This window comes from Algibacter ulvanivorans, assembly GCF_048381495.1.
In the GTDB taxonomy this organism is placed as follows: Bacteria; Bacteroidota; Bacteroidia; order Flavobacteriales; family Flavobacteriaceae; genus Algibacter_B; species Algibacter_B ulvanivorans.
Map to the genome: position 1 here is coordinate 485,187 of NZ_JBLWGD010000001.1, position 22,494 is coordinate 507,680.

20 protein-coding genes and 1 pseudogene are annotated in these 22,494 nt (G+C 32.5%); 19 read left to right on the forward strand and 2 right to left on the reverse strand.

All coding sequences use genetic code 11. From position 1 onward, the window contains the following. Positions 1-4 precede the first annotated feature (4 nt). The 9 genes from ACNG5D_RS02325 (at position 5) to ACNG5D_RS02365 (ending at position 6,611) form a co-directional block, all read left to right on the forward strand. The gene (locus ACNG5D_RS02325) at positions 5-1,210 is read left to right on the forward strand and encodes an efflux RND transporter periplasmic adaptor subunit (RefSeq protein WP_418181887.1); all 1,206 of its coding nucleotides are present in this window, start codon (positions 5-7) and stop codon (positions 1,208-1,210) included. A 2-nt stretch (positions 1,211-1,212) separates the two neighbouring features. Continuing rightward, positions 1,213-1,629 carry a Fur family transcriptional regulator gene (locus ACNG5D_RS02330; protein WP_069831878.1) on the forward strand — a complete coding sequence of 139 codons (417 nt, stop codon included), beginning with the start codon at positions 1,213-1,215 and terminating at the stop codon, positions 1,627-1,629. A 58-nt stretch (positions 1,630-1,687) separates the two neighbouring features. Continuing rightward, positions 1,688-2,281 (forward strand): mercuric transport protein MerTP, encoded by a 594-nt coding sequence (gene merTP / locus ACNG5D_RS02335; protein ID WP_069832103.1) that lies wholly within the window; start codon positions 1,688-1,690, stop codon positions 2,279-2,281. Beyond that, on the forward strand, positions 2,281-2,490 hold the full coding sequence (locus tag ACNG5D_RS02340) for a GDCCVxC domain-containing (seleno)protein (RefSeq protein WP_083253427.1): 210 nt from the start codon (positions 2,281-2,283) through the stop codon (positions 2,488-2,490). The genes merTP and ACNG5D_RS02340 overlap by 1 nt, the downstream gene beginning before the upstream one ends. A gap of 30 nt (positions 2,491-2,520) precedes the next feature. Further along, entirely contained in the window at positions 2,521-4,485 is a 1,965-nt protein-coding gene (locus ACNG5D_RS02345) for a heavy metal translocating P-type ATPase (RefSeq protein ID WP_069831877.1), read from the forward strand. A 301-nt stretch (positions 4,486-4,786) separates the two neighbouring features. Then, positions 4,787-5,623, forward strand: coding sequence for a DUF932 domain-containing protein (locus ACNG5D_RS02350; RefSeq protein ID WP_418181888.1), 837 nt, complete (start codon positions 4,787-4,789; stop codon positions 5,621-5,623). A gap of 261 nt (positions 5,624-5,884) precedes the next feature. Further along, positions 5,885-6,052, forward strand: coding sequence for a hypothetical protein (locus ACNG5D_RS02355; protein WP_418181889.1), 168 nt, complete (start codon positions 5,885-5,887; stop codon positions 6,050-6,052). A gap of 13 nt (positions 6,053-6,065) precedes the next feature. Further along, positions 6,066-6,371 carry a hypothetical protein gene (locus tag ACNG5D_RS02360; protein WP_418181890.1) on the forward strand — a complete coding sequence of 102 codons (306 nt, stop codon included), beginning with the start codon at positions 6,066-6,068 and terminating at the stop codon, positions 6,369-6,371. Between the two features lie 72 nt (positions 6,372-6,443). Beyond that, positions 6,444-6,611, forward strand: coding sequence for a hypothetical protein (locus ACNG5D_RS02365; protein ID WP_418181891.1), 168 nt, complete (start codon positions 6,444-6,446; stop codon positions 6,609-6,611). A 326-nt stretch (positions 6,612-6,937) separates the two neighbouring features. Here the strand turns inward: ACNG5D_RS02365 and ACNG5D_RS02370 are convergent, their stop codons facing one another. Next, on the reverse strand, positions 6,938-7,270 hold the full coding sequence (locus ACNG5D_RS02370) for a winged helix-turn-helix transcriptional regulator (RefSeq protein ID WP_418181892.1): 333 nt from the start codon (positions 7,268-7,270) through the stop codon (positions 6,938-6,940). 109 nt (positions 7,271-7,379) lie between these two features. Between ACNG5D_RS02370 and ACNG5D_RS02375 the strand changes: the two genes are divergently transcribed. The 7 genes and pseudogenes from ACNG5D_RS02375 (at position 7,380) to ACNG5D_RS02405 (ending at position 13,629) form a co-directional block, all read left to right on the forward strand. Next, positions 7,380-8,126, forward strand: a complete 747-nt coding sequence (locus ACNG5D_RS02375; protein WP_418181893.1) for an SDR family NAD(P)-dependent oxidoreductase — start codon at positions 7,380-7,382, stop codon at positions 8,124-8,126. A gap of 782 nt (positions 8,127-8,908) precedes the next feature. Beyond that, on the forward strand, positions 8,909-9,262 hold the full coding sequence (locus tag ACNG5D_RS02380; protein WP_418181894.1) for a single-stranded DNA-binding protein: 354 nt from the start codon (positions 8,909-8,911) through the stop codon (positions 9,260-9,262). A gap of 76 nt (positions 9,263-9,338) precedes the next feature. Further along, positions 9,339-9,719: pseudogene (locus tag ACNG5D_RS02385) on the forward strand (DUF6876 family protein). Between the two features lie 4 nt (positions 9,720-9,723). Beyond that, positions 9,724-9,921 carry a hypothetical protein gene (locus tag ACNG5D_RS02390; protein ID WP_418181895.1) on the forward strand — a complete coding sequence of 66 codons (198 nt, stop codon included), beginning with the start codon at positions 9,724-9,726 and terminating at the stop codon, positions 9,919-9,921. Positions 9,922-10,311: 390 nt separating this feature from the next. Beyond that, positions 10,312-10,704, forward strand: coding sequence for a BfmA/BtgA family mobilization protein (locus ACNG5D_RS02395; RefSeq protein WP_418181896.1), 393 nt, complete (start codon positions 10,312-10,314; stop codon positions 10,702-10,704). A 4-nt stretch (positions 10,705-10,708) separates the two neighbouring features. Beyond that, positions 10,709-11,737 carry a MobB family relaxase gene (mobB, locus tag ACNG5D_RS02400; protein WP_418181897.1) on the forward strand — a complete coding sequence of 343 codons (1,029 nt, stop codon included), beginning with the start codon at positions 10,709-10,711 and terminating at the stop codon, positions 11,735-11,737. Positions 11,738-12,648: 911 nt separating this feature from the next. After that, complete coding sequence (locus tag ACNG5D_RS02405; protein ID WP_418181898.1) at positions 12,649-13,629, forward strand: 1-aminocyclopropane-1-carboxylate deaminase/D-cysteine desulfhydrase; 981 nt, start codon at positions 12,649-12,651, stop codon at positions 13,627-13,629. A gap of 1 nt (position 13,630) precedes the next feature. Here the strand turns inward: ACNG5D_RS02405 and ACNG5D_RS02410 are convergent, their stop codons facing one another. After that, on the reverse strand, positions 13,631-14,845 hold the full coding sequence (locus tag ACNG5D_RS02410; RefSeq protein WP_418181899.1) for a phage integrase SAM-like domain-containing protein: 1,215 nt from the start codon (positions 14,843-14,845) through the stop codon (positions 13,631-13,633). A gap of 610 nt (positions 14,846-15,455) precedes the next feature. Between ACNG5D_RS02410 and ACNG5D_RS02415 the strand changes: the two genes are divergently transcribed. The 3 genes from ACNG5D_RS02415 to ACNG5D_RS02425 all read left to right on the forward strand — a co-directional run bounded on the left by ACNG5D_RS02415 (position 15,456) and on the right by ACNG5D_RS02425 (position 22,494). Next, on the forward strand, positions 15,456-18,521 hold the full coding sequence (locus tag ACNG5D_RS02415; RefSeq protein WP_418181900.1) for a SusC/RagA family TonB-linked outer membrane protein: 3,066 nt from the start codon (positions 15,456-15,458) through the stop codon (positions 18,519-18,521). 19 nt (positions 18,522-18,540) lie between these two features. Next, a complete protein-coding gene (locus ACNG5D_RS02420) occupies positions 18,541-20,088 on the forward strand; it encodes a RagB/SusD family nutrient uptake outer membrane protein (protein ID WP_418181901.1) in 1,548 nt (515 codons plus the stop codon). 342 nt (positions 20,089-20,430) lie between these two features. Then, a complete protein-coding gene (locus tag ACNG5D_RS02425; protein ID WP_418181902.1) occupies positions 20,431-22,494 on the forward strand; it encodes an MGH1-like glycoside hydrolase domain-containing protein in 2,064 nt (687 codons plus the stop codon).

Sequence of the window (22,494 nt, forward strand, 5' to 3'; positions counted from 1 at the left end):
GAAAATGAAAAACACACGATATATAATCTTAACATTACTAACAGTTTCACTTTTAGTAGTTGCCTGTGGAAATAAAGAAAGCCATAAAGAAGGCGATGGTCATGCACACAATGAAGATGTAAAGCCAGAAGCCGAAGAAGCTCATAGTGATGAAGAAGAAGTGATGCTATCACAACAACAGTTTGATGCCTTAAAAATGAAAACAGACACCCTAGCATTGCGTAATATGAGCGGTTATGTAGAAGCCAATGGCACATTAGAAGTACCACCACAAAACGAAGCAGCAATAACTTCTGTAGTTGGTGCAAATGTGGTATCAATAAAAGTTATTGAAGGCGATAAAGTTAATAAAGGTCAAGTGGTTGCATATTTATCTCATCCTAATATTATAAAAATGCAGACCGATTATTTAAATGCTTTTAGCAACAGTAATTTTTTAAAGAAGAACTATGAACGTCAGCAAAAATTATATGATGCAGGAGTTGGCTCTGGTGCAAGTTTTCAAAAAGCCGAAGCAGAATATGATGCCTCTAAAGCTATGGTAAATGGATTGGAAGCTCAATTGGGACTATTAAACATAAACACGTCATCAGTACGAAATGGAACCATTGCTCAAAGTATATCATTACGTAGTCCAATAGAAGGCTTTGTCCAAAAAGTTGAAGTAAAAACAGGACAATATGTAGAACCGCAAACCGAACTTTTTGAAATCGTAAACACGCATCACGTTCATGCAGATTTAATGGTGTTCGAAAAAGACGTTTATAAAGTAAAGAAAGGTCAAAAAGTGATTTTCAATTTACAATCTAATACAGACGAAGATCTTACAGCAGAAATCTATTCGGTAAGCAAAACTTTTGAAGATAATCCTAAAGCACTACACGTCCATGCTGAAATTGAAAACAAAAAAGGGAATCTAATTCCAGGAATGTATATTAAAGGTAAAATTCAAGTTGAGAACGCAGAAACTCATGCATTGCCAGAAAGCGCAATTATAAAAGAAGGCGATAGATTTTATGTCTTTTCAGTAGAAAAAGAAAATGACGATTGGAGTTTTAAGCCAGTTGAAGTGCTTTTAGGAGAAAAAGATGGTAATTGGATAGCGGTTAAATTTGCTGAAGAACAAGATAAAGCCACAAAATTCGCTTATAATAATGCGTATTATTTAATTGCTGAAATGAAAAAAGGAGAAGCAGAACACGAACATTAATTATGCAAACCATAGAACAATTATTAGAGTCAAAAAATATACGTGTTACGGCAATGCGTTTATTAATTTATAAATTTCTTGCTGAGAAACAAGTAGCAGTAACATTAAGTGATATCGAAAATGCTTTTGATAAAGCAGATAGAACTACATTGTATAGAACAGTAAAAACATTTGAAGAAAGTACGATTGTACATCAAATAGATGATGGCACAGGCATTACTAAATATGCGCTTTGTGAAAAAGGCTGTAACTGTGATATTGAAACCGATTTACACTTACATTTTCATTGTAATAACTGCAACGAAACGGTTTGTCTTACCGAGCATAAAATTCCACAAATAAAAGTGCCAAATGGCTTTATTTCCGAAGACATAAACTTGGTTGTAAAAGGTGTTTGTGATAAATGTAGTGGATTATAAATGCACTTCCGTTGCATTGTATTTTAACTCATCTTTGTTTTAATTAAGTACAATAATGATGAAAAGTAAATTAATAGGGACGAGTTTAATTTCAGCAATCGCAGCTTCATTGTGTTGTATAACACCTTTTTTAGCAATGATTGCAGGTACAAGCGGGATTGCTTCAATGTTTTCTTGGATAGAACCTTTTAGACCTTATCTAATAGGGTTAACAATTTTAATTCTTGGTTTTGCTTGGTATCAAAAACTAAGACCTCAAAAGAAAATTGACTGCGAATGTGATACTGAAGAAAACTCGAAATTTATACAGTCAAAAGCGTTTTTAGGAATAGTAACTGTTTTTGCAATTGTGATGTTGGCTTTTCCATTTTATTCAAAATTTTTTTACTCAAATACAGAGAAGCAAATAGTCGTAGTTGACAAATCGGACATTAAAACAACTAAATTTCAAATTAGCGGAATGACTTGTACGAGTTGTGAAGAGCATGTAAATCACGAAGTAAATAAACTTAATGGAATTCTAAGCTCAAAAGCGTCCTACGAAAATGGAAATGCAGTTGTTGAGTTCGACAGAACTAAAACCAATGAAACTGAAGTTGAAATTGCAATTAACGCAACAGGTTATAAAGTAATTAACAAAAAACAGAATTAATGGAAGTCATATTAAAATCAGAAATTACTTGTCCAAATTGCAAACATAAAAAGGTTGAAGAGATGCCAACAAACGCTTGTCAGTTTTTCTACGAATGCGAGAAATGTAAAACGGTTTTGAAACCGAATGAAGGAGATTGTTGTGTGTATTGTTCTTTTGGAACGGTTCCATGTCCGCCAATTCAAAAAGGAAAAAACTGCTGCTGCTAACAAAATAATTTCAATAAGTAAGGAAACCAAATGAAAAAAAAGAAAGTCAATTTACGAGATATAAAACCAAATTCTGAAATAGATCACAATCAAAACGATGGTCACAATCATAGTAGTTCAGAGAACATAGGGAAGTTTAATATTTATTTGCCGGCAATTTTCAGTTTTGTAATGTTAATGATTGGTATTGCAATCGACTATTTCGATATGTTCCCATATTTTAAAGGATGGATTCGCATACTTTGGTATGTTATGGCATATATTCCCGTAGGTTTTCCTGTTATAAAGGAAGGGTGGAAAAGCATTAAAAAAGGAGATGTTTTTACAGAGTTTTTCTTAATGTCTATAGCAACCATAGGTGCATTCGTGATTGGCGAATACCCTGAAGGAGTAGCAGTAATGTTATTCTATGCGGTTGGAGAATTATTTCAGAGTGCAGCAGTAAATAAAGCAAAGGGTAATATTAAAGCTTTGCTCGATGTTCGTCCTAATGAAGCTTTGGTATATCGCAATAATGATTACATTTCTGTAAGCCCAGAAACGGTTGAAATTGGAGAAAAAGTTCAAGTCCGTGTTGGAGAAAAAATCCCTTTAGATGGTATTCTGCTTTCCGAAAAAGGCTCATTTAATACAGCGGCATTGACAGGCGAAAGCAAACCTGATACGATTGCAAAAGGCGAAAAAGTATTTGCAGGAAGTATTAATATGGATGGAGTTATTGAAATAGAAACCACCAAAGAATTTAAGGATAGTTCCATTGCACGTATCCTCGATATGGTGCAGAATGCAACAGCTCGTAAATCGAAAACAGAATTATTCATTAGACAATTTGCTCGAATTTATACGCCAATAGTTGTGTTTCTAGCTATTGCAGTTACATTTTTACCATACTTTTTTGTAGATGATTATGTGTTTAGAGATTGGTTATACAGAGCCTTAATTTTCTTGGTAATTTCTTGTCCTTGTGCTTTGGTTATATCCATTCCGTTGGGTTATTTCGGGGGATTGGGAGCAGCTTCAAAAAACGGAATTTTGTTTAAAGGCGCTTCATTTTTAGATGCCATGACCAAGATAAATACATTGGTAATGGATAAGACAGGGACGGTTACGAAAGGCGTCTTTAAAATTAAAAAGATTGAAGCTATCAATTGGGATGAGAAAGAGTTTATGAAATACCTGATGGCGATGGAAGAACAATCCACACATCCAATCGCAAAAGCCATTTTAGAATATAAAGATGAAGGTACAGATTATGAAGCTTCAGAAGTATCTGAAATAGCAGGTAAAGGCCTAAAAGGTATCGTAAACGGTAAGACTGTTTTAGTTGGTAACAAAGCCCTAATGACAGCCAATAATATTAATGTTTTAGAAGAAACAGAAACTATTGTAGAATCGATTGTTTTGGTATCTATAGACAATACATTTGCAGGCTATGTGGTTATTGCAGATGAATTAAAAGAGGATGCAAAAGAAACGATTACAGCATTACATAAAGTAGGTGTCAAAAATATAATGATGCTCTCTGGCGATAAGGATTCCATTACTCAAAAAGTAGCTTCCGAGTTAAATATCGAAATCGCTAAAGGCGGTTTGTTACCAGAAGATAAGCTAAATGAAGTTGAAATTTTAAAACAAAACCCTAATAATAAGATTGCTTTTATAGGCGATGGCATTAATGATGCACCAGTTTTAGCAGCAAGTGATGTAGGAATTGCAATGGGTGGATTGGGAAGTGATGTCGCAATAGAAACCGCAGATGTTATTATTCAAACAGACCAACCTTCAAAAGTAGTTAGGGCTATTAAAATTAGTCGTTCCACTCGCAAAATTGTATGGCAAAATATCATATTAGCATTCGGTGTAAAAGTAATTGTTCTAATATTAGGTGCAGGTGGTTTAGCAACTATGTGGGAAGCGGTTTTTGCAGATGTTGGTGTTGCATTGTTAGCAATATTGAATGCTGTTAGATTACAGCGCATGAAATGGGTTGATTAAAGCTTATTGAAGCGTATTTTTGTAAACTAAAAACCCTCACAATTGTGAGGGTTTTTAGTTTTTAAATTATACCTGATTTTTATTTTATTAATCTATATTTAGTAACAAGAGCGTTATTAAAAAAAAGAGTTATTCATACAATATGTGAAGCAAGTTAAACTCGTAAAATACACCCATCAAAAGACTACGGCATAAAGCCATTGCAATATCCAACGCTTATTTATTCCGTTTCCTTTTGAGCTGTGATTTCAGCTTCCGTTTGGTTCTAGCTTAAATATTGTTTAATCTAAAATCAAATATTATGTATTTAAGTAATTTACAACAAGATGAGATTTTTGTTTCTTCAGAAATGAAATCCTTAAAAAGCCTCACGCAGATGGAATCTCGTAGAGGACTTGAAAATGCCATTATCTCAAATGGTAAAATCGTTAATGTGGTATCAAACAGTTATGGCCATATTCCCAATCAATTATTCTTCAAAAAAGCGGAACAGATACTTTTGGATGCTGGACTAAACTATCACAAACGAAGCGTTAATAGAAATGATAGGTCTTTCATAATAGATTTTATCATTGAAGATAGCAATCAGTTTAAATTGAAAAACAAGGAAGATTTAATACTACCCATGCTACGATTTAAAAATTCTTATGATGGTAGTGAGAAGACTTCCGGACATTTTGGTTTTTACAGAAAAGTATGCTCAAATGGACTGCACGTTTCGCAAGCAGAAATTGAGTTTTCCATAAAGCATAGCAAAAATAATACAGAATTGATTATGCCAAGAATGAATGGCTTATTCGATAAGTTCCTGAACAATGAGTTTTATACCATCGTCAAGAAATTTGAAAAGATGAAAGACTTTAAAATCATCGACACAAAAGAATTTGTAAAAGCAATTTTGGATAAAACTAAGCTGTTCAAATATGAATGTAGTGATAAAAACGAAGAGCCTTCAAAGAAATCCCGTGAAGTTCTTGAAACCTTGAACTACGAAGCACTACTGCTAAACGAGGAACCGAATTTATGGTTAGGCTACAATGCCTTCAATTCCATGTTACACAATACATTGAAGAAGACATTTTCACAACAAGAAAAGTGGGATAAAAAACTATTCAATGAAATATATGAAATGGTTTAATATCCAATAATTAAAGGTTGCTCTAGTACCTTAAAACTAGAGCATTTTTTAGATTCATACTTTATTTCTGCTAAAAAAGGGGAGAGATATCTATATCAATATTGGTACAAAGATAAACTCGCAAAATATTATCATCAAAAGACTACGGCATAAAGCCAACGCTTCGCCAACACCTCATTTATTTCGTTTCCTTTTGAGCAGAAATTATTGTCTTCCGTTTAGGTACTGCTCAAATATTGTTTAATCAAAAATTGTAACATCATGAAACAAGAGTCTCAAACATCCAGCATTTCACTTCAAGAAGCAGAAGCACATTATCAATTAAGTAGTGAGTATTACACTATTGAAGGTGGCGAGAGTCATCTGGCTTACTACAGAGAAAAGCATCCGCAGAACTATCAAACACTTCTAAATTATTATTCAAATTAAAAAATCTGATATCATGGAAAATTTAAATGTATTACAACTCGATTTCGGTTTTAAAGTAAAACCAGTATTGACACAAGAAAAAGCAGTCAAGAGAACTAAAAAACATAAGAGCGATTTCGTTTTTGATATGATGGATTGTTTGGCGAGTCCAATTATCGTTTTTAAATCGGCATTGCAAGATAATATACCAAAGGATATTCTTGGAAGAATTAAAATGTCACGATTAATATGTTCGATGACAAAAGAGAAAATGGCATCGCTTACAGAAACTTTGGCATACATCATGCCAAGAACGTATGAAGCACCAATGCATACCTAATGGGTAAACATTTACACATGGTTAGGGCTTCAATATGCAAAACAATCCAAAAATAAAGACCAGTTAGAAGCTATGAAAGATATAGCATTAAAGGAACTTTCCGAATATGAAAAAGGGCTTTTAAATAACCTACGAGTTTGGATTTATGACAAACGAAGAAAAGCACTAAAAGATATTCTGAAAAAGAATAAAGTTTCAGAATCTGATGGAATTTTAGATATTCAAGAGAAGCTATTCTAATAATAGACATTACTCATACAAGGGCATTTTTTTATAATGCCATTCAGCAAATTTCCTTCCATTCCAAAAAAAAAGAGCCTCTTTATCAAAGGTTCTGAACCTAATCCCCACTTTTGACTTTCCATTCCGTTAACCCTTTCCTTTCCGAAACTTCGGGACGTTAGGTACACTTCATTCCAAGTAAAAAGCGTAAATCAATTCCGATTGATTTTAATATCAACGCATTTATATTTTTTATAAAAGTCATTTTATGCTACTTTTTTATTGGGATAATATATATCTATAGTTCATATAGAAAGTTAGCAACCAGCTTAAGTAAAAATTAGCTAAGTATATTTTTCAACTACTAAATTACCCCAATCTGCCAACGACTGGACTAAAGGAATTAAGGTTTTTCCGAAATCTGTTAATGAATACTCTACTTTCAACGGGGGTTTTGAAGTATAGACCTTTCGTTTAATTATCCCGTCTTCTTCTAAAGTTTTTAACTGTAAACTCAATGTTCGTTCGGTTACAGTAGGCATCTCTTTTCTTAACTCATTATAACGTAATGTTCCTTTTGCCAAGTAAAATAAAATTACTGTCTTCCATTTTCCACCTATTATTCCCATTGCCAAACTTGTGCAACAAGGGTATTCTCTTCCTTTAAATTTATACATAATTCAGATAAAAATTAAACTATCCTTTTTGACCGTTATTGCAAAGATAAAATACTATACATAGTTTTGCAACTATAATTTTTATAGTAATTAAAAACAGATAAGTAAAATGAAAGAATTTGAAAAAAAAGTAGCCTTAGTAATTGGCGGAACAAGTGGAATTGGAAATACAACAGCTAATGCATTGTTAGAACAAGGTGCGATTGTTCACATAGTGGGTAGAAATGTTGACAAAGTAAATGACAAGCAAAATTTGATAAAACATAAAGTAAACATTTCTGACACAGAAGAAGTAAAATCGTTAATTACAGAAATTGAATCATTTGATAATTTAGATTATTTAGTAAACGCTTCTGGTATTTTTGGGCCAAAACCATTTTTAGAGCACACAATTGAAGATTATAACTCATATTTAGATTTAAACAGAGGATTCTTTTTTATAACTCAAAGTGCTGCTAACAAAATGAAACATACGAATGGAGGTTCTATCGTAAATGTAGGTTCAATGTGGGCAAAACAAGCCGTAAAAGCAACACCTTCCTCTGCTTATTCAATGCAGAAAGCAGGACTACATTCTTTAACTCAACATTTAGCTATGGAGTTAGCAGAAGATAACATTAGAGTTAATGCAGTATCGCCAGCTGTAGTTAATACACCAGTTTATCATGGAGTTTTTGGCGGAAAAGAAGAGGCTGAAAAAGCTTTAGTAGGATTTAATGGATTTCATCCAATTGGAAGAAATGGAATGCCTTCTGATGTTTCTAATACCATTTTATTTCTACTTTCTGAAAAAGCATCTTGGGTTACTGGAGCAATTTGGGATACTGATGGTGGAGTAATGGCTGGAAGAAATTAAAAAATATAAATTGGTATAAAAGCCAGTTGCCATTACCGTTTAAAAATAATTATGGTTTTGTGCTTAATCAAACGTAGTTGCATGTTTATAAAGTCTGATTTTTCGCAGGAAAATCCTCTTATGTAAGCCTGCAACTATTCTTATACAAAACCAAATCCTTTATCTGGATTAACAGATAGAAATCAGTTTTTATATTCCATTCAGCACATTTCCTTCCATTCCGTAAAAACTACATTCCAGAAAAAGAGCTTCTTTAACAAAGGTCCTGGACCTAATCCAAACTTTTCACTTTCCATTTTCGTTAACCCTTTCTGCTTCGCTGGAAAGGAACACTTCATTTCAAGTAAAAAGCGTGAATCAAGTCCGCCAAATAGGATTAAAAATTTATTTGCGTTTTGTCCCACTTCCTATGATTCTGTATTTCACAAAAGATTTAGAATCACATCCTGAGCCACAACTGTCTTACTTTTTTTGTCAGCAAAACAACAACATTCAGCTTTGAACGACAGCATAATCAGGCTCGTGCCTCGCACTTTTTATATTTCTATATAAACCGAATATTGAACAGCACAACGCAACAAAAAGAAGGTAACAGCGGTGGCTCTATGGGAAGTAAATCTAAAATGAATCTTATGAAATCTTACAAAATCAATAAAAAGGAAGCGGAACAAAAGTTAAAAAAACAAAAAAAGGAAAACGCTCGGGATATAATAAGTAAATCAATAACAAAGCCTTTCTGAATGGTTCAGTTAGGTCAATATTAATCTTTAAATTTTTTAATTATGAGTACTCTAAGAAACAAAGTACAGTTAATTGGCAACGTAGGAAACGAACCAGAAATCACAAACCTTGACAACAACAAGAAAGTTGCAAAATTTTCAATAGCTACAAATGAAAGCTATAAAAATGCACAAGGCGAAAAAGTGACCAACACCCAATGGCACAATATTTTGGCATGGGGTAAGATTGCCGAAATCGTAGAAAAATATGTAGGCAAAGGAAAAGAAGTGGCGTTAGAGGGAAAATTGACCTCACGCTCGTATGAAACTAAAGAGGGAGAAAAAAGATACGTTACCGAAGTGGTCGTAGATGAAATTTTGCTTTTAGGAATTAAAGGCGATAACGCTTCTGAATAACTAAAATTAAAAGAGGGCGTTCCTGTGGAAAGATGCGCCCTCTTTTTCATTATTAATCTTATTAAATAGAATTACAATGAATGATAAAGGTAACAAAATAAAAGCCGAATTACAACATTTTTGCGGTACAGAAATGTTCTTTAAAATCCCATTGATTGGAACTCGGTTTACAGACGGATTGAAATATTTAGCAGACAAAGCGCAATGCTTTTGGCTCATTACAGATGCATCAGTAATTGCAAAAAGTCTATCAAATAGAAGTGAATTTATTACGGTAGATTTTAAGCGACTTTCTGAAAAAGAATAGTTTGAAAAGCAATGCGAAGCTATCATAAATTATAGCGATGGAAACGATAAAATTTTTGAAACGCACAGATATAATGTAACCAATTTTCCATTGGACGAATTGCGTTTATTTTTTGTAAATAATACGCTAATGCTTCCAAGCGAATATTAGTGTTATGGTTTATATAAATTATAATAATCTAGATGACGAAACACAACAACGTTTGGTTTCGGTTTCCAAAAAAGATGTTGAGCAGAAATTTGGAAATGATTTGAAGAGATACGTCGAAGAAAATCATATAGAATATGATACACTTTTGGAAGAAGAAGCAATAAGGAACCTATATTCTTATAACTATGTTTTTAATATTTAATAGACACTTAATAACCTCAAGACCTTTAATTTTTTAGAGGTCTTCTTTTATGCGCTCATTTTATATTTTGCAATAAAAAGAGCCATTCATTAAAGATACTTTTAAACTTCAAGAATAAGACTCTTAAAAAATCGAATTACAATTAATATTGGTAAAAAAGCCATTACATTTTTGGATGTAATGGTATTTTTTTTGTCCAGCGAGCTGGACGAAAAGGAATAGCAAGAGGGTAACACGCTGACGCGATGTTTCAATATTCAGTTTTTTTAAAAACACTAGTAAAATCAATGCTTAACAGTAATTGATTGTTTTGATTTTTAAAATTTTAGCATCGTTTTTTCAAAAAAAAGCCTCTGAGCCCAATAAAAACAACAAATTTTTTCAGAAAAAATGGATAAAGGATTTGAAAAAGAGCGATTTGAGAAGCTAGGAATTAAGGTTTCTGTAGCAGATAGATTTCGAAAATTTTGTAAAAAAATGTCAAAATCACAATCAATGACATTGTTATTAATGCTCGATTTTTTTGAAGAAAATGGCATTTCGCCAAACGAAACTTTAGGTCCAAATATGCAAACTTTAGAGAGCGAAATCAAGAAAAGAATCAATGCAGTAATTGCCATAATAAAGGACATTGAAAAGCATCATAACAAACCTACAACTGCGATGTTGCAATCCTTGTTTATGGAGTTTGAACCCAAAGAAAAGAAGCTCATTTTGGAGAAAGAAATAAAGGAAAAGAAAGTTCAGTTTGTAGAAAAACTAGACTCAAATAATCAATTATAAAATTATGTATATCACAATAACAGCTCAAAAATTAGAAGGGAATTATTCACAAAGTTCTGCCGATTTTGTGGAGTATCTGGAGAAGGAAAATCAAAATTTAGAGCAAGAAAATGTAGAGCATTTTTTTAACCAATATGGAGACGAAATTAGTGCTAAAGAAGTGGTAAAAGAAATCGATGGAAATACCTCAAAACTCAAAAAGAAAGAACCAAAATTTTATTCCATAACCGTAAGTCCAAGTCAATCTGAATTAAGAAAATTACAACACAATTCCGAAGATTTAAAAAAGTACACAAGAACGATAATGAATGATTATGCAAAGTCATTTAATAGAGAAATAAATGGCAAACCGATAACCGTTGATGACATAAAATATTTTGCCAAAATTGAACATCAACGAACCTTTAAAGGCACAGATAAACAAGTGCGAGAGAACCAACCTTTTGCCACAAAAACACTTCAGCTAAAAACCGATATTAGAAAAATTGAGAATGGTCAGTTGGAGGGTAATATTAAAAAAATGAAATCCCAAATAGCAAAGTTAGAATCTGAAGCACCACATCATCAAAACGGAAAACGTATTGTTCAAGGGATGAAAAAAGAGGGGAATCAAAGTCATATTCACATCATTGTAAGTAGAAAAGATATGTCAGATTCTGTAAGCTTATCGCCAGGATCTAAACACAAAGCTTCAGAAGTTGAGATGCACGGAAAACTAGTAAGACGTGGATTTGATAGAGATGCGTTTTTTGAGAAGGCGGAAAAAACGTTCGATAAAACTTTTGGATATAAACGAAACTATGCAGAATCATACAAATCAAAGAAAGATTTCATCAAGAATCCCAAGCTCTACTTTACTACATTATTAGGATTGCCAGCAAGCGAAAAAGCAGTTGCCTTTAAAATGCTTGCAAAATATGGAGTGCCAATTATGAGTGTTCCAACCAATCAAGTTCAAGTTGCCCTAAAAACATTGAGGTATTTAAAACGAGGCATGGAAGTAGCAATTAAATCTGGCTCAATAGGAATATAATATGGAAATGCAAGGTATTACTTTTACAATTGGGTTGCTACTAGGAATGAGCTTAGTCTTTTCTAGTTTGTTCAAACTGACACGCTATGCATTTTCAATAAATCTACTTTTAACTGTAATGTGTTTAGGACTGCTTTTCAGAATGAATTATTTTTTGATGCAATGGTTTATCCAACTGTTATATATAGGTTGTCCATTATTACTTATCAACACGGTTCTATATGTGTTTCTTCATAAGGAAAATGAAAATTTTGATACTCAAGAAAAACACCAGGTCCATTTTAAAGTAGCGTTGTCTTTTAACTTCTTTTCTAATAGTCATAAAGAAATAAATAAGGAATGTTATAGAAAGAAATATTGGAATGATTAAGTATAGGCTTCGTGCAAAATTCAATGATTTGGTATAATAAAAAGGGATTACAAAAAGTAAAATAAAAGTAGTAGATAGTACTAATGTCAAGTTTTTAATTTTAAAAAATTTATTAGGGGTAATAATATTGAATTCTTGGTATAAGTACCATACTAGATAAACACACATAATTATAGATATGCTATAGGTGGCAATATATTGTATGAAAAGAGGTCTAGGTAACGATGTGTTTGGAAGTAGACCATTCAGTAGGTTATACAGAAGAAACAATATGGCTAAAATCAAATAACTATAAGAAGCTTTGTTAGTTTTGCGTTTACTAAAGACTATTTTTAAAAGTTGAAAAATAATAATGATACCAATTACAATGCACATAAAAAGTACTATCCAATGCATTGATGATGAATATTCGTATTGGGGTGTAAAATGATATGTTTGCTCTTGGGGCTGTATATAAGTGGTTGAAATACAAAATCTTATATTTTATTTTTATTACAGTTAAAGATACTATATATTAGTGTTAATTAAAAATTAGCTCAAAATGTTGTTAAATAAATACGACTTAGGTTTTTTTCCGACACCACTTGAACGATTAGAAAATCTATCTAATGAATATCCTTATTATAATTTATTTATTAAACGAGATGACAACACGGGATTAGCTTCAGGTGGAAATAAAACAAGGAAATTACAATACTTTATTTATGATGCATTGGAAAAAGGGTACGATACTATTATTACTGCTGGAGCTCAACAATCCAATCATTGCAGACAAACAGCAGCAGCTTGTGCTAAAGCGGGTTTAGAATGTCATTTGCTTTTAGGGGGAGAAGAACCGGGAAACTATAAAGGTAATTTGTTATTATCACATTTATTGGGTGCTAATATTCATTTTACAGGAGATAATAGAAAAGGCGAGGATATACTAAAATTAAAACAAGACTTAGAAACTCAGAAAAAAAATGTTTATGAGATACCTTATGGTGGTTCAAACCTATTGGGAGCATTCGGTTTTGTTGATGCAATCAAAGAATTAAAACAACAAGTTTTAGAGCTAAATTTAAAAATCGATTATGTTTTTTTCGCATCAAGTTCGGGTGGAACACAAGCTGGACTTAAACTTGGTATTGACTTATATGGATTAGATATTAAACTAAGACCTATTAGTATTGATAAAATAGGAGTGGGAGATAAAACATTAGATGAAGCTGTTCTAGAAATTTTGCATCAAGGTCAAAAAGAATTAAGCATTCAAAAAGAATATTCCATTAAAGATGCAAAACTTATTAGAGGTTATGATAAACCAGGTTATGCTGTAATTACTCAAAATGAAAAGAAAGCAATAAAGCAGTTGGCTCAAAAAGAAGGCATATTATTAGACCCTGTTTATTCTGGTAGAGCTTTTTATGGAATGTTAGATTATCTTGAAAAAAATAAGTTAGAGAAAAACACAAATGTGCTGTTTTGGCATACTGGCGGATTACCTGCAAATTTTTATTATTCCGAAGAACTTAAAAAGTAATTTAAAAGTTAATCACACTTTCTAAAGCATCGTCCGCTTCCTTATGGATAAAGTTGGCTTGGTAGTTAATTGTAGTAGAGAGAGAAGAGTGTCTATAAAGTTTTTGAAGCGCCTTGATTGAAATTTTATCTTCCGAAATATGTCCAAATGTATGTCTAGCGATGTGCATTGTCAACTTCTTTTTAATACCTGCTTTTAAAGCAATAGATTTCATGTTTTTGTTAAACTTTTTATTAGCAGTTTTAATTTTGTTATAAAGGTCTTTGGGATTATCAAGATTAGCCTTTTTTAATTCTGGAAATATAAAATCATTATCATTATTTCTATTGCAGACATATTTTTCTAAAAGTTTATCGATTTTTGAAGGTATTTTAAGAGAAAGTAATTTTGAATTTTTACCCATCCTGTAGTGTAGTCTGCCATCATAAATTTGTGACCATCGCGTTTTTAATACATCAGCCACTCTCATACCAGCAAAATAAAAGCTAAATAGCCACACGTTTAAAGAATGACGCTCAACGTCAGATAAGTTTTCTAAGCCCTCTATGGTTTTTAATTCTTTCTTTGAAAGACCGATTTTGATAGTTTCTGGAAACTTGATTTTAAATTTGCCTGGACCAAAAGAATAAAGCTCTTTACTAACAACCTTATCCTTAATTGCTCTATTAAATAATAGTCTTATCAGTACCATTACATTCATTGCTGTAGTTTCGGTAAGTGAACAAGTGCCTTTTAAATATATCTTGAATTTTTTGAGAAATCGTTCGTCTATTTCTTGAAAAGTTAGGTGTCTTACTTTGCAATACTTTTCTATATAACTTACCCAAGCTGAGTCTGTAGAAAGACGATTCATTTTCCCTTCAACTTCAAGTGCTTCTAAATGCTCATCAACAAAATCAAAAAATGTTAGGTTTGAAGAAGGTTTGTAAATCTCTTTTTTTATTTGATTTGCAGACGCATCTCTATTGTTAGTTTGAAGTTTGATTAATCCTTTCCTAGCTTCTGAAAGTTTAGAAGCTAAAAGATTGTTTAGACTTTCAGCATTAGAATGAGACTTTTTAACTTTAGTGTTTTTTGAATCCCAATATTCTATATCGATGTAATGGCCGATAAGTTTATAAGTAGAACGTCGATTTTTTGTAATGCGAATTGCAAGAGGATATAACCCATTAGCATTGGGTTTCTTTCTTAGAACTATTTTTGCACTTGCTGACATCGTTGACCTGTTTTTGCGAAAGTCAAATCAGGATATCGTTTTTAAAGTACTATTGTAAATATACAAATTATAATCTGCATTTAGGTACAACATAGGTACAACAAATATTGATATCAACTGATATTATGTGACTTCAAAGAAAATCACAAAACCTTTAAATCATTGAAAATGAGTGTATTTGTGTTTCTTTGATGCAATATACGCTAGACTTAGGATCTAGTGCCGCGAGGTGTGAGAGTTCGAGTCTCTCCGCCCGCACAAAAGCCGAAGATTTATCTTCGGCTTTTTTTGTTTTAAGAGCGTTGTTTTCTTCTTGTTTTAAGTACGCATAGTGAACTTTCATTTTTTAACGCATGTGTTTTTTTTAAAATACCATTTTTGTGAATTAAAAAACACAGTTTTTCACTTAGGTTTTAATGATTAACTAAGCTTTTTTATATGCATAGACTTTATGTTTTATACCAATACGTTAATTGTTGTGCCGGGTGTATCTATCTGTTTTTTAGCTCTTTGCGCGTGATGTAAAGGTCGTGTAAAGGTGGTTTTTGCCTTTTTTAGTTTCTTTTTTATCAGATTTGTTTTCGAACTAAAACTTTAAACTAATTTTTTTATGAAACAAAGAAACTTTAAGAACTATTGTTTGTCTTTGGCATTTTTTATTTTATCTGTAGGATGTGTTTTTGCGCAAAAAATAGATGTAAAAGGTGTTGTGAAAGATGCTAATAACAATGAGTTAATGATTGGCGTTAATGTGTTGGAAAAAGGCACATCTAATGGCGCAGTAACAGATTTTGATGGAAACTACACATTGTCGGTAAATAAAGGAGCTACCATTGTATTTAGCTACCTCGGGTATTTAGAAACAGAAATTGTTGTGGGCAACCAAACAACTATAAATGCTTTTTTAGAAGAAAGTATGGAAGGCCTAGATGAGGTTGTAATTGTTGGATATGGTACTCAAAAGAAAAGTGATGTAACAGGAGCTATAAGTTCGGTAAAAAGTGAAGAACTAAACAAGGTTGTTACCACTAACCCTGTAGATGCTTTACAGGGTAGAGTTGCAGGTGTTACAGTAACATCGTCTTCTGGAAGTCCGGGCTCGGCAGCAGATATTACTATTAGAGGTATTGGAAGTTTTGGAAACAACCAACCTCTTTATATTGTAGATGGTGTACAGGCAGATCCGTATTTTATAAATGCTAATGATATTGAATCTGTTGAGGTATTAAAAGATGCAGCATCGGGTGCAATTTATGGTACAAGAGCAGCAAACGGTGTAGTAATTATTACCACAAAAAAAGGTAAGAAAGGTAAAGTTAGAATTGATGTTGAAAGCTCATTAAGTACCAACACCACAAGAAATGATATGGAACTGTTAGATGCCAACGGTTATTTAACAGTACACAGGCAAATGTATGAGAATGCAGGGGCAAGCTTACCTCAATACATTCAAAACCCACCTAATGTAAATACCAATTGGATTGATGAAACCCACAGAAATGGTCAATTAAACATGTTAAATGTTAGAGTTAGTGGAGCGTCTGATAACATAAACTATAGCGTTGCTGGAAGTTTTGCCGATGAAAAAGGAATTTTAATAGGTTCTGGATTCACAAAAAAAGGATTAAATGCAAATGTAGGAATTACAAAAGGTAAGCTAAAAATTACTACAAATTTAAATTATAACGAAACAAAGCGCGAAGATTATAAATTCTCAATTAGAGAAACCTATTTTATATCGCCTTTAATACCTGTGTTTGATAGTTCTAAGCCATCAGGATTTGGTTACAGAGATGGAGATATACCAGACCATAGAAACCCTGTTGGAGAAGATGCTTTAATAGATGGGTATACTAAATCTAAATATTTTTTAGGAAACATTGGTTTTAATTACGAAATTATTGAAGGCTTAAATGTAAATGCCAATTTTTCTTTAGCGAATACGAATAATTATACTTATGCTTTTCATCCGCCTTTTAAAGTAAGAGATATAGACGATAATCCACAAAACGAATATGCTTTTGTATCAGAGTATAATAGTGAGTTTAGACGATTAAATCAAGAGTATACTATTAATTATAAGTTTGATGTTAAAAAGCATGCATTTAATTTATTGGCAGGTTATCAAAGAATTTCAGAACCATTTAGAGAAACATATACTCAAGCCGAAGGGTATAAATTAGATGATGATGGGAATAAAGTACCAGCAGTTATATTAGACCCTAGTTTTAATACTTTAAATGCTTTTAACGACGGAACTTACTTTGGTTCTGGAACTAATGCAGAATATGCTTTAGTATCGCAATTTGGTAGACTTAATTATGCTTTTAATGATAGATATTTATTACAAGCAAGTGTGCGTAGAGATGGTAGTTCTAAATTTGGTAAAAACAATAAATATGGAGTTTTTCCATCGTTTGCATTGGGTTGGAAAATTACCGATGAAAACTTTATGCAAAACCAAGATATCTTTAATTTTTTAAAGTTACGTTATAGTTGGGGGCAAGCAGGTAACGATAGTGCTTTAGGGTACTATGATTATATAGCGTTAATCTCTCAAGGAAAAGATCAAAATTCTGGTGGTTACGTATTTGGAAACCCTCAAAACTCATATTTAGGAAGTATAGCTAGAGATTTACAGAACGACGATTTACAATGGGAAACCAATACCTCGTCAAATTTTGGTGTAGATTTTGCCTCGTTAGGAAATAAACTAAAAGGATCTATTAACTATTACGCTACAACCACAGAAGATTTACTTATAATTAAAGAGGTTTCGCCATCTAGTGGAGTAAACAATCCAACAGTAAATGTTGGCGAATTTAAAAATAATGGTTTAGAGTTTGAATTAGGTTATAATAACCGAAGTGGAGCCCTAAACTATTCGGCACAAGCAACTTTTACAACAGTAAATAGCGAGGTTACTAGCCTGAGTAACGATGCACAAAAAATATATGGTGTTGGTTTATTATTTGGATCAGATCACTTTGTAAATCAAACTCAAGTGGGGTATGAGCCTGGAGCTTATTTTTTACCAGTTGCAGATGGTATTTTTCAAAATCAAGCCGAGATTGATGCTCATGGAGCTCAACCAGATGCTTCACCCGGAGATATAAGATTTGTAGATCAAAATAACGATAATGTTATAGACTCTCAAGACGAAACTTACCAAGGCACAGCAATTCCTAAATATGAGTATAGTTTAAATTTATCTGCCGATTATAAAGGGTTCGATTTTAATATATTTTTCCAAGGTGTTGGAGGTAATAAAATATATAACGGTAATGATTTTAGATTATTAAGTTTAGATACTGGAAGAAATTTTAGAAAAGAAGCTTTAAACGCTTGGACACCTTCAAACACCAATACAAGTGTCCCAAGAGCCGTTTTAGGAGACCCAAATAGAAATAACAGAGCATCTACTAGATTTTTAGAAGATGGAGACTATTTAAGAATTAAAACAATACAGTTAGGGTATTCTCTACCTGCTAATGTTTTAGAAACTTTAGCCGTAGATAAACTAAGAATTTACATGACAGGGCAAAACCTATTTACCTTTACAAACTATAGCGGATTAGATCCAGAAGTAGGTGGTAGCGTATTGTCTAGAGGTATTGATAGAAACTTGTATCCAAAATATAAATCTGTAATTTTTGGTGTACAACTTCAATTTTAACATAACTAAATAAAAGAAAATGAAAAATATATATAAGATAGTAGCGGTAGTTTCTTTTTTATTACCAGCTATAACCTCGTGTAGTGATGACGAGTTTTTAGAGCAAACATCTCCAGACCAATTAACCTCCGAAAGTTTTTGGAGAAATGCAGAAGATGCACAATCTGGTTTAGTGGCAGCTTATTCAGAGTTAGAGTCAAGAAGTAATTTTTGGGACGGGTGGCAAGAAGGAAGATCTGTTGTTGAGTATTTTAGATCTGATTATGCTTTGCCAGGTCCCGATGCATCTAATTACGCGCATTGGATGTCTATCTTTAATTTTAACTATACTAACGGACATACATTTTTAGATGTAATATGGACCACCAATTATAAAGGATTAAACTTTTCTAACCAAGTACTTACAAAAGTTGGTGAAATGACATCGGAACAAATATCCGATGCAGAAAAACAACAAATATTAGGAGAAGCTACCTTTTTAAGAGCCTATTATCATTTTAAATTGTTAACGTTTTACGAACAAATTATTGTTAGAACAGAGCTAATTTCTAATGAAACTTTAGATAAACCATTATCAACTAGACCAGAAGCATGGGAAACTGTTATTAACGATTTTAAACAAGCTGCAAATATGTTACAAACGGTTGATAATACAGAGCCAGGAAGAGCAACAAAAGGTGCTGCTCTAGCATATTTAGGAAAAGCTTATATGTATAAAGCAGGAGACGATACTTCTGCCGAAACTACAGATTTTGAAAACGCAGTAGCAGCTTTTAAACAAATTGTAGACGGAACTGTAGGTACTTATGCCTTAGAACCCGATTTTTTAAGCCTGTTTAATGGTGAAAATGAAAATAACTCAGAGTCTGTTTTCGAATTGCAGTTTAAAAGTGGCGATGCTACTTCCTGGAACGCAACACGATTACATGCCTTTGTAGGAGATTGGTCTATTGGTGGCTGGGGTGGTATAGCAGCTAGCATGAACCTTGTAAACACAATGAAAAGCGAAGGTATGGTGGCAGGAAGTGGTTTGTATGATAATAGATTGTATGGGTCGCTTTATTTTAAAGACCCATTTTATAACGATACTAATACTAACGAAATGCAAGGGGGTACATGGGATATTTTAATGACCGATACTTACGGTAATACAAACGATAATGCAGCTTATTTTAGAAAATGGCTACCTAATTATGTTTGGAATAATGGTTATGTTGGTGTTAATGTTGTATTAATGCGTTATGCCGATGTTCTATTAATGTATGCCGAAGCTTTAAACGAAACTGGCGGAACACCGCAAGCTATAGATATAATAAACGAAGTTAGAGATGTACATGGAGATATGCCTCCAATAACAGTAACTGCTCAAGCCGATGTTAAAACTCAAATTATTCATGAAAGAACTATGGAGTTAACATTAGAATCGGTTAGATTTTTTGATTTAAGAAGATGGGGTATGTTAGATTCAGCTATGCAGGCAGCAGGAAGAAGTAATTTTGATGCTACAACACATGCTTATTTACCAATACCATTGTCTGAAATTCAATCAAATTCAGAAATCAATTAGTATAGAATAGAGTTTGTTTAGTTTAAGCTCGAAGAGTTGTCTTTTTTAATTAAAAGGCAACTCTTTAAAATATACTTATCCGTTTTATAGTGTTTAACAAAAGGCAACGTTCTTTTTGGTAAATAACACGCTTTATGGGGTGTAACCCCTTATATAAATACTTTTAGCTTTAAGTAATATGTTTTTATGTAAAATTCCATTTTTAATAAATACCATGTTAAAGATTAAAAAGTATAATATTTAATAAATTGAGTTAGTTTTGAGTTGTTTGATAAAGAGCTTTAGCATAAGCAATTTATTTATGCTATTGCTCTTTTTTTGCTCGAGTAAAACCTTGTAATTATGCTTAATAAATTATTTTTTTTAAAACGTAAAAAAGCAAATAACCACTTATATTTAGCTGGTGTTTTTAATATAAGCTTATCTTTATTTATGCTGTTTTTTTTTATGGTTGTTACCTCTTGTAGCAACAAAAAGAAATCTGTAAAAACACCTCACAAAAAATTTATTGCTAATGTTTTACATCTTAGTGGAGTGCCTAACACACCTATTGATAGAACTGTTTCAAGTTTTTGCGATTTAGGTTCTTGGCATGCGTTTACATTGCCCAAAAACAATAGTGAGTATTTAGGCGGCTTTATTGGCCCTTTTTCTATGGATAGAGAAAATGGAATTTGGCTCGGTAAAAAGTTTGCTCACTTATCAATTTATAATAAAAACAAGGACATAATAAAATTTACAAATGCCGAATTAAAACAGTATCCTGGGTATTTGCAACAAAACCTAACCACTAGCATTGAAGGTTTACAGGTGCAATTAAAATTATGGTTTCAAGATAATAATGCCATTATTATATCGGCTAATATTATAAATAAATCTAGAAAAAAAATACCAATTTTTGTAGAGTGGACTGGAGAAACTTGGCTTGAAAGTGCCCAGTTTAAACAGGGTAAAAATTTAAAATTAATTTTTTCCGATTCGGAATCAAGACATAACTATGTGTTCGATAGAGGGTTTAAAACAGTAATTGATGCTTCAGCTAAGTCTTACAAAGCTTTAAGTAATGATATCATACAAATAGCATCAAAATCTTCAGTACAAGTTAATTTAAGTTATGCCATACAATCAAAAAGTGATGATGTAAAAACTATTAATGTTACTGAGATTGAAAATTCTTATAACGAAACCATAAAAAGGTGGGCGTCCTATCATGAAGCATTTCCTTATAAACAAAATCATTGGTTAGATTCTTTAAGTTTCGAAATACTAAAAACTAAATCCATTCAAACCTTAATAACTAACTGGAAAAGTGCTTCTGGCGAGTTAAAACATGATGGTTTATTTCCTTCATATTTATACAAGGGATTTCATGGTTTTTGGGCTTGGGACTCATGGAAACATGCTGTAGCCTTGGCAAGGTTTGAGCCAGAGTTGGCAAAAAATCAAATGTTAACCATGTTTGCTTATCAAAACAACGCGGGTATGGTGCCAGATTGCATTTTTCGCGATACTCTTATAGAAAAACATAATTGGCGAGATACTAAACCACCTTTGGCTACTTGGGCAGTAAACGAGATTTTTAAAAAAACTAACGACACCGCTTTTGTGTCGCTCATGTATCCTAAATTACTTAAATACCATAAGTGGTGGTATAAAAATCGAGATCACGATGGCGATAAACTATGCGAATATGGCTCTACCGATGGCACCCGAATTGCTGCTGCTTGGGAAAGTGGTATGGATAATGCCGTACGATTTGATGCTGCCACATTGTTAGAGAATAACCCTAAGGCGTATTCTTTAAATCAAGAATCGGTCGATTTAAATGCCTATCTAGTAGCAGAAAAAAGACAGTTATCGGTTTTAGGGAAAATTATTAATAATACTTCCGAAATAGACAAGCTAGAACATGAAGCTAACGATATTTCAGCATTAATAAACACCAATTTTTATGATGTTAACGAGGGGTATTATTTTGATAGTAACATAGAAAATCGTAATAAAATTAAAGTATTTGGCCCGGAAGGTTGGTTGCCACTTTGGGCAAATATTGCACAGCCAGACATGGCAAAGTCTGTAAAAAATAAAATTTTAAATAAATCCCTTTTTAATAGCAAGGTGCCGTTTCCAACTTTAAATGTATCGCATAACGATTTTGATCCAGAAGATGGGTATTGGCGTGGTCCCGTTTGGTTAGATCAAGCATATTTTGCAATAGTTGGTTTAGAAAATTATGGCTACACCAAAGAGGCAGAAATCTTAAAATTAAAACTGGTAAAAAATGCCGAAGGTTTGTTGGAAAAAGGATTTCCTATCAGAGAAAATTATCATCCCATTTCAGGTAAAGGGCTTAATGCTAATCATTTTAGTTGGTCTGCGGCACATTTATTATTATTAATCGAGTAA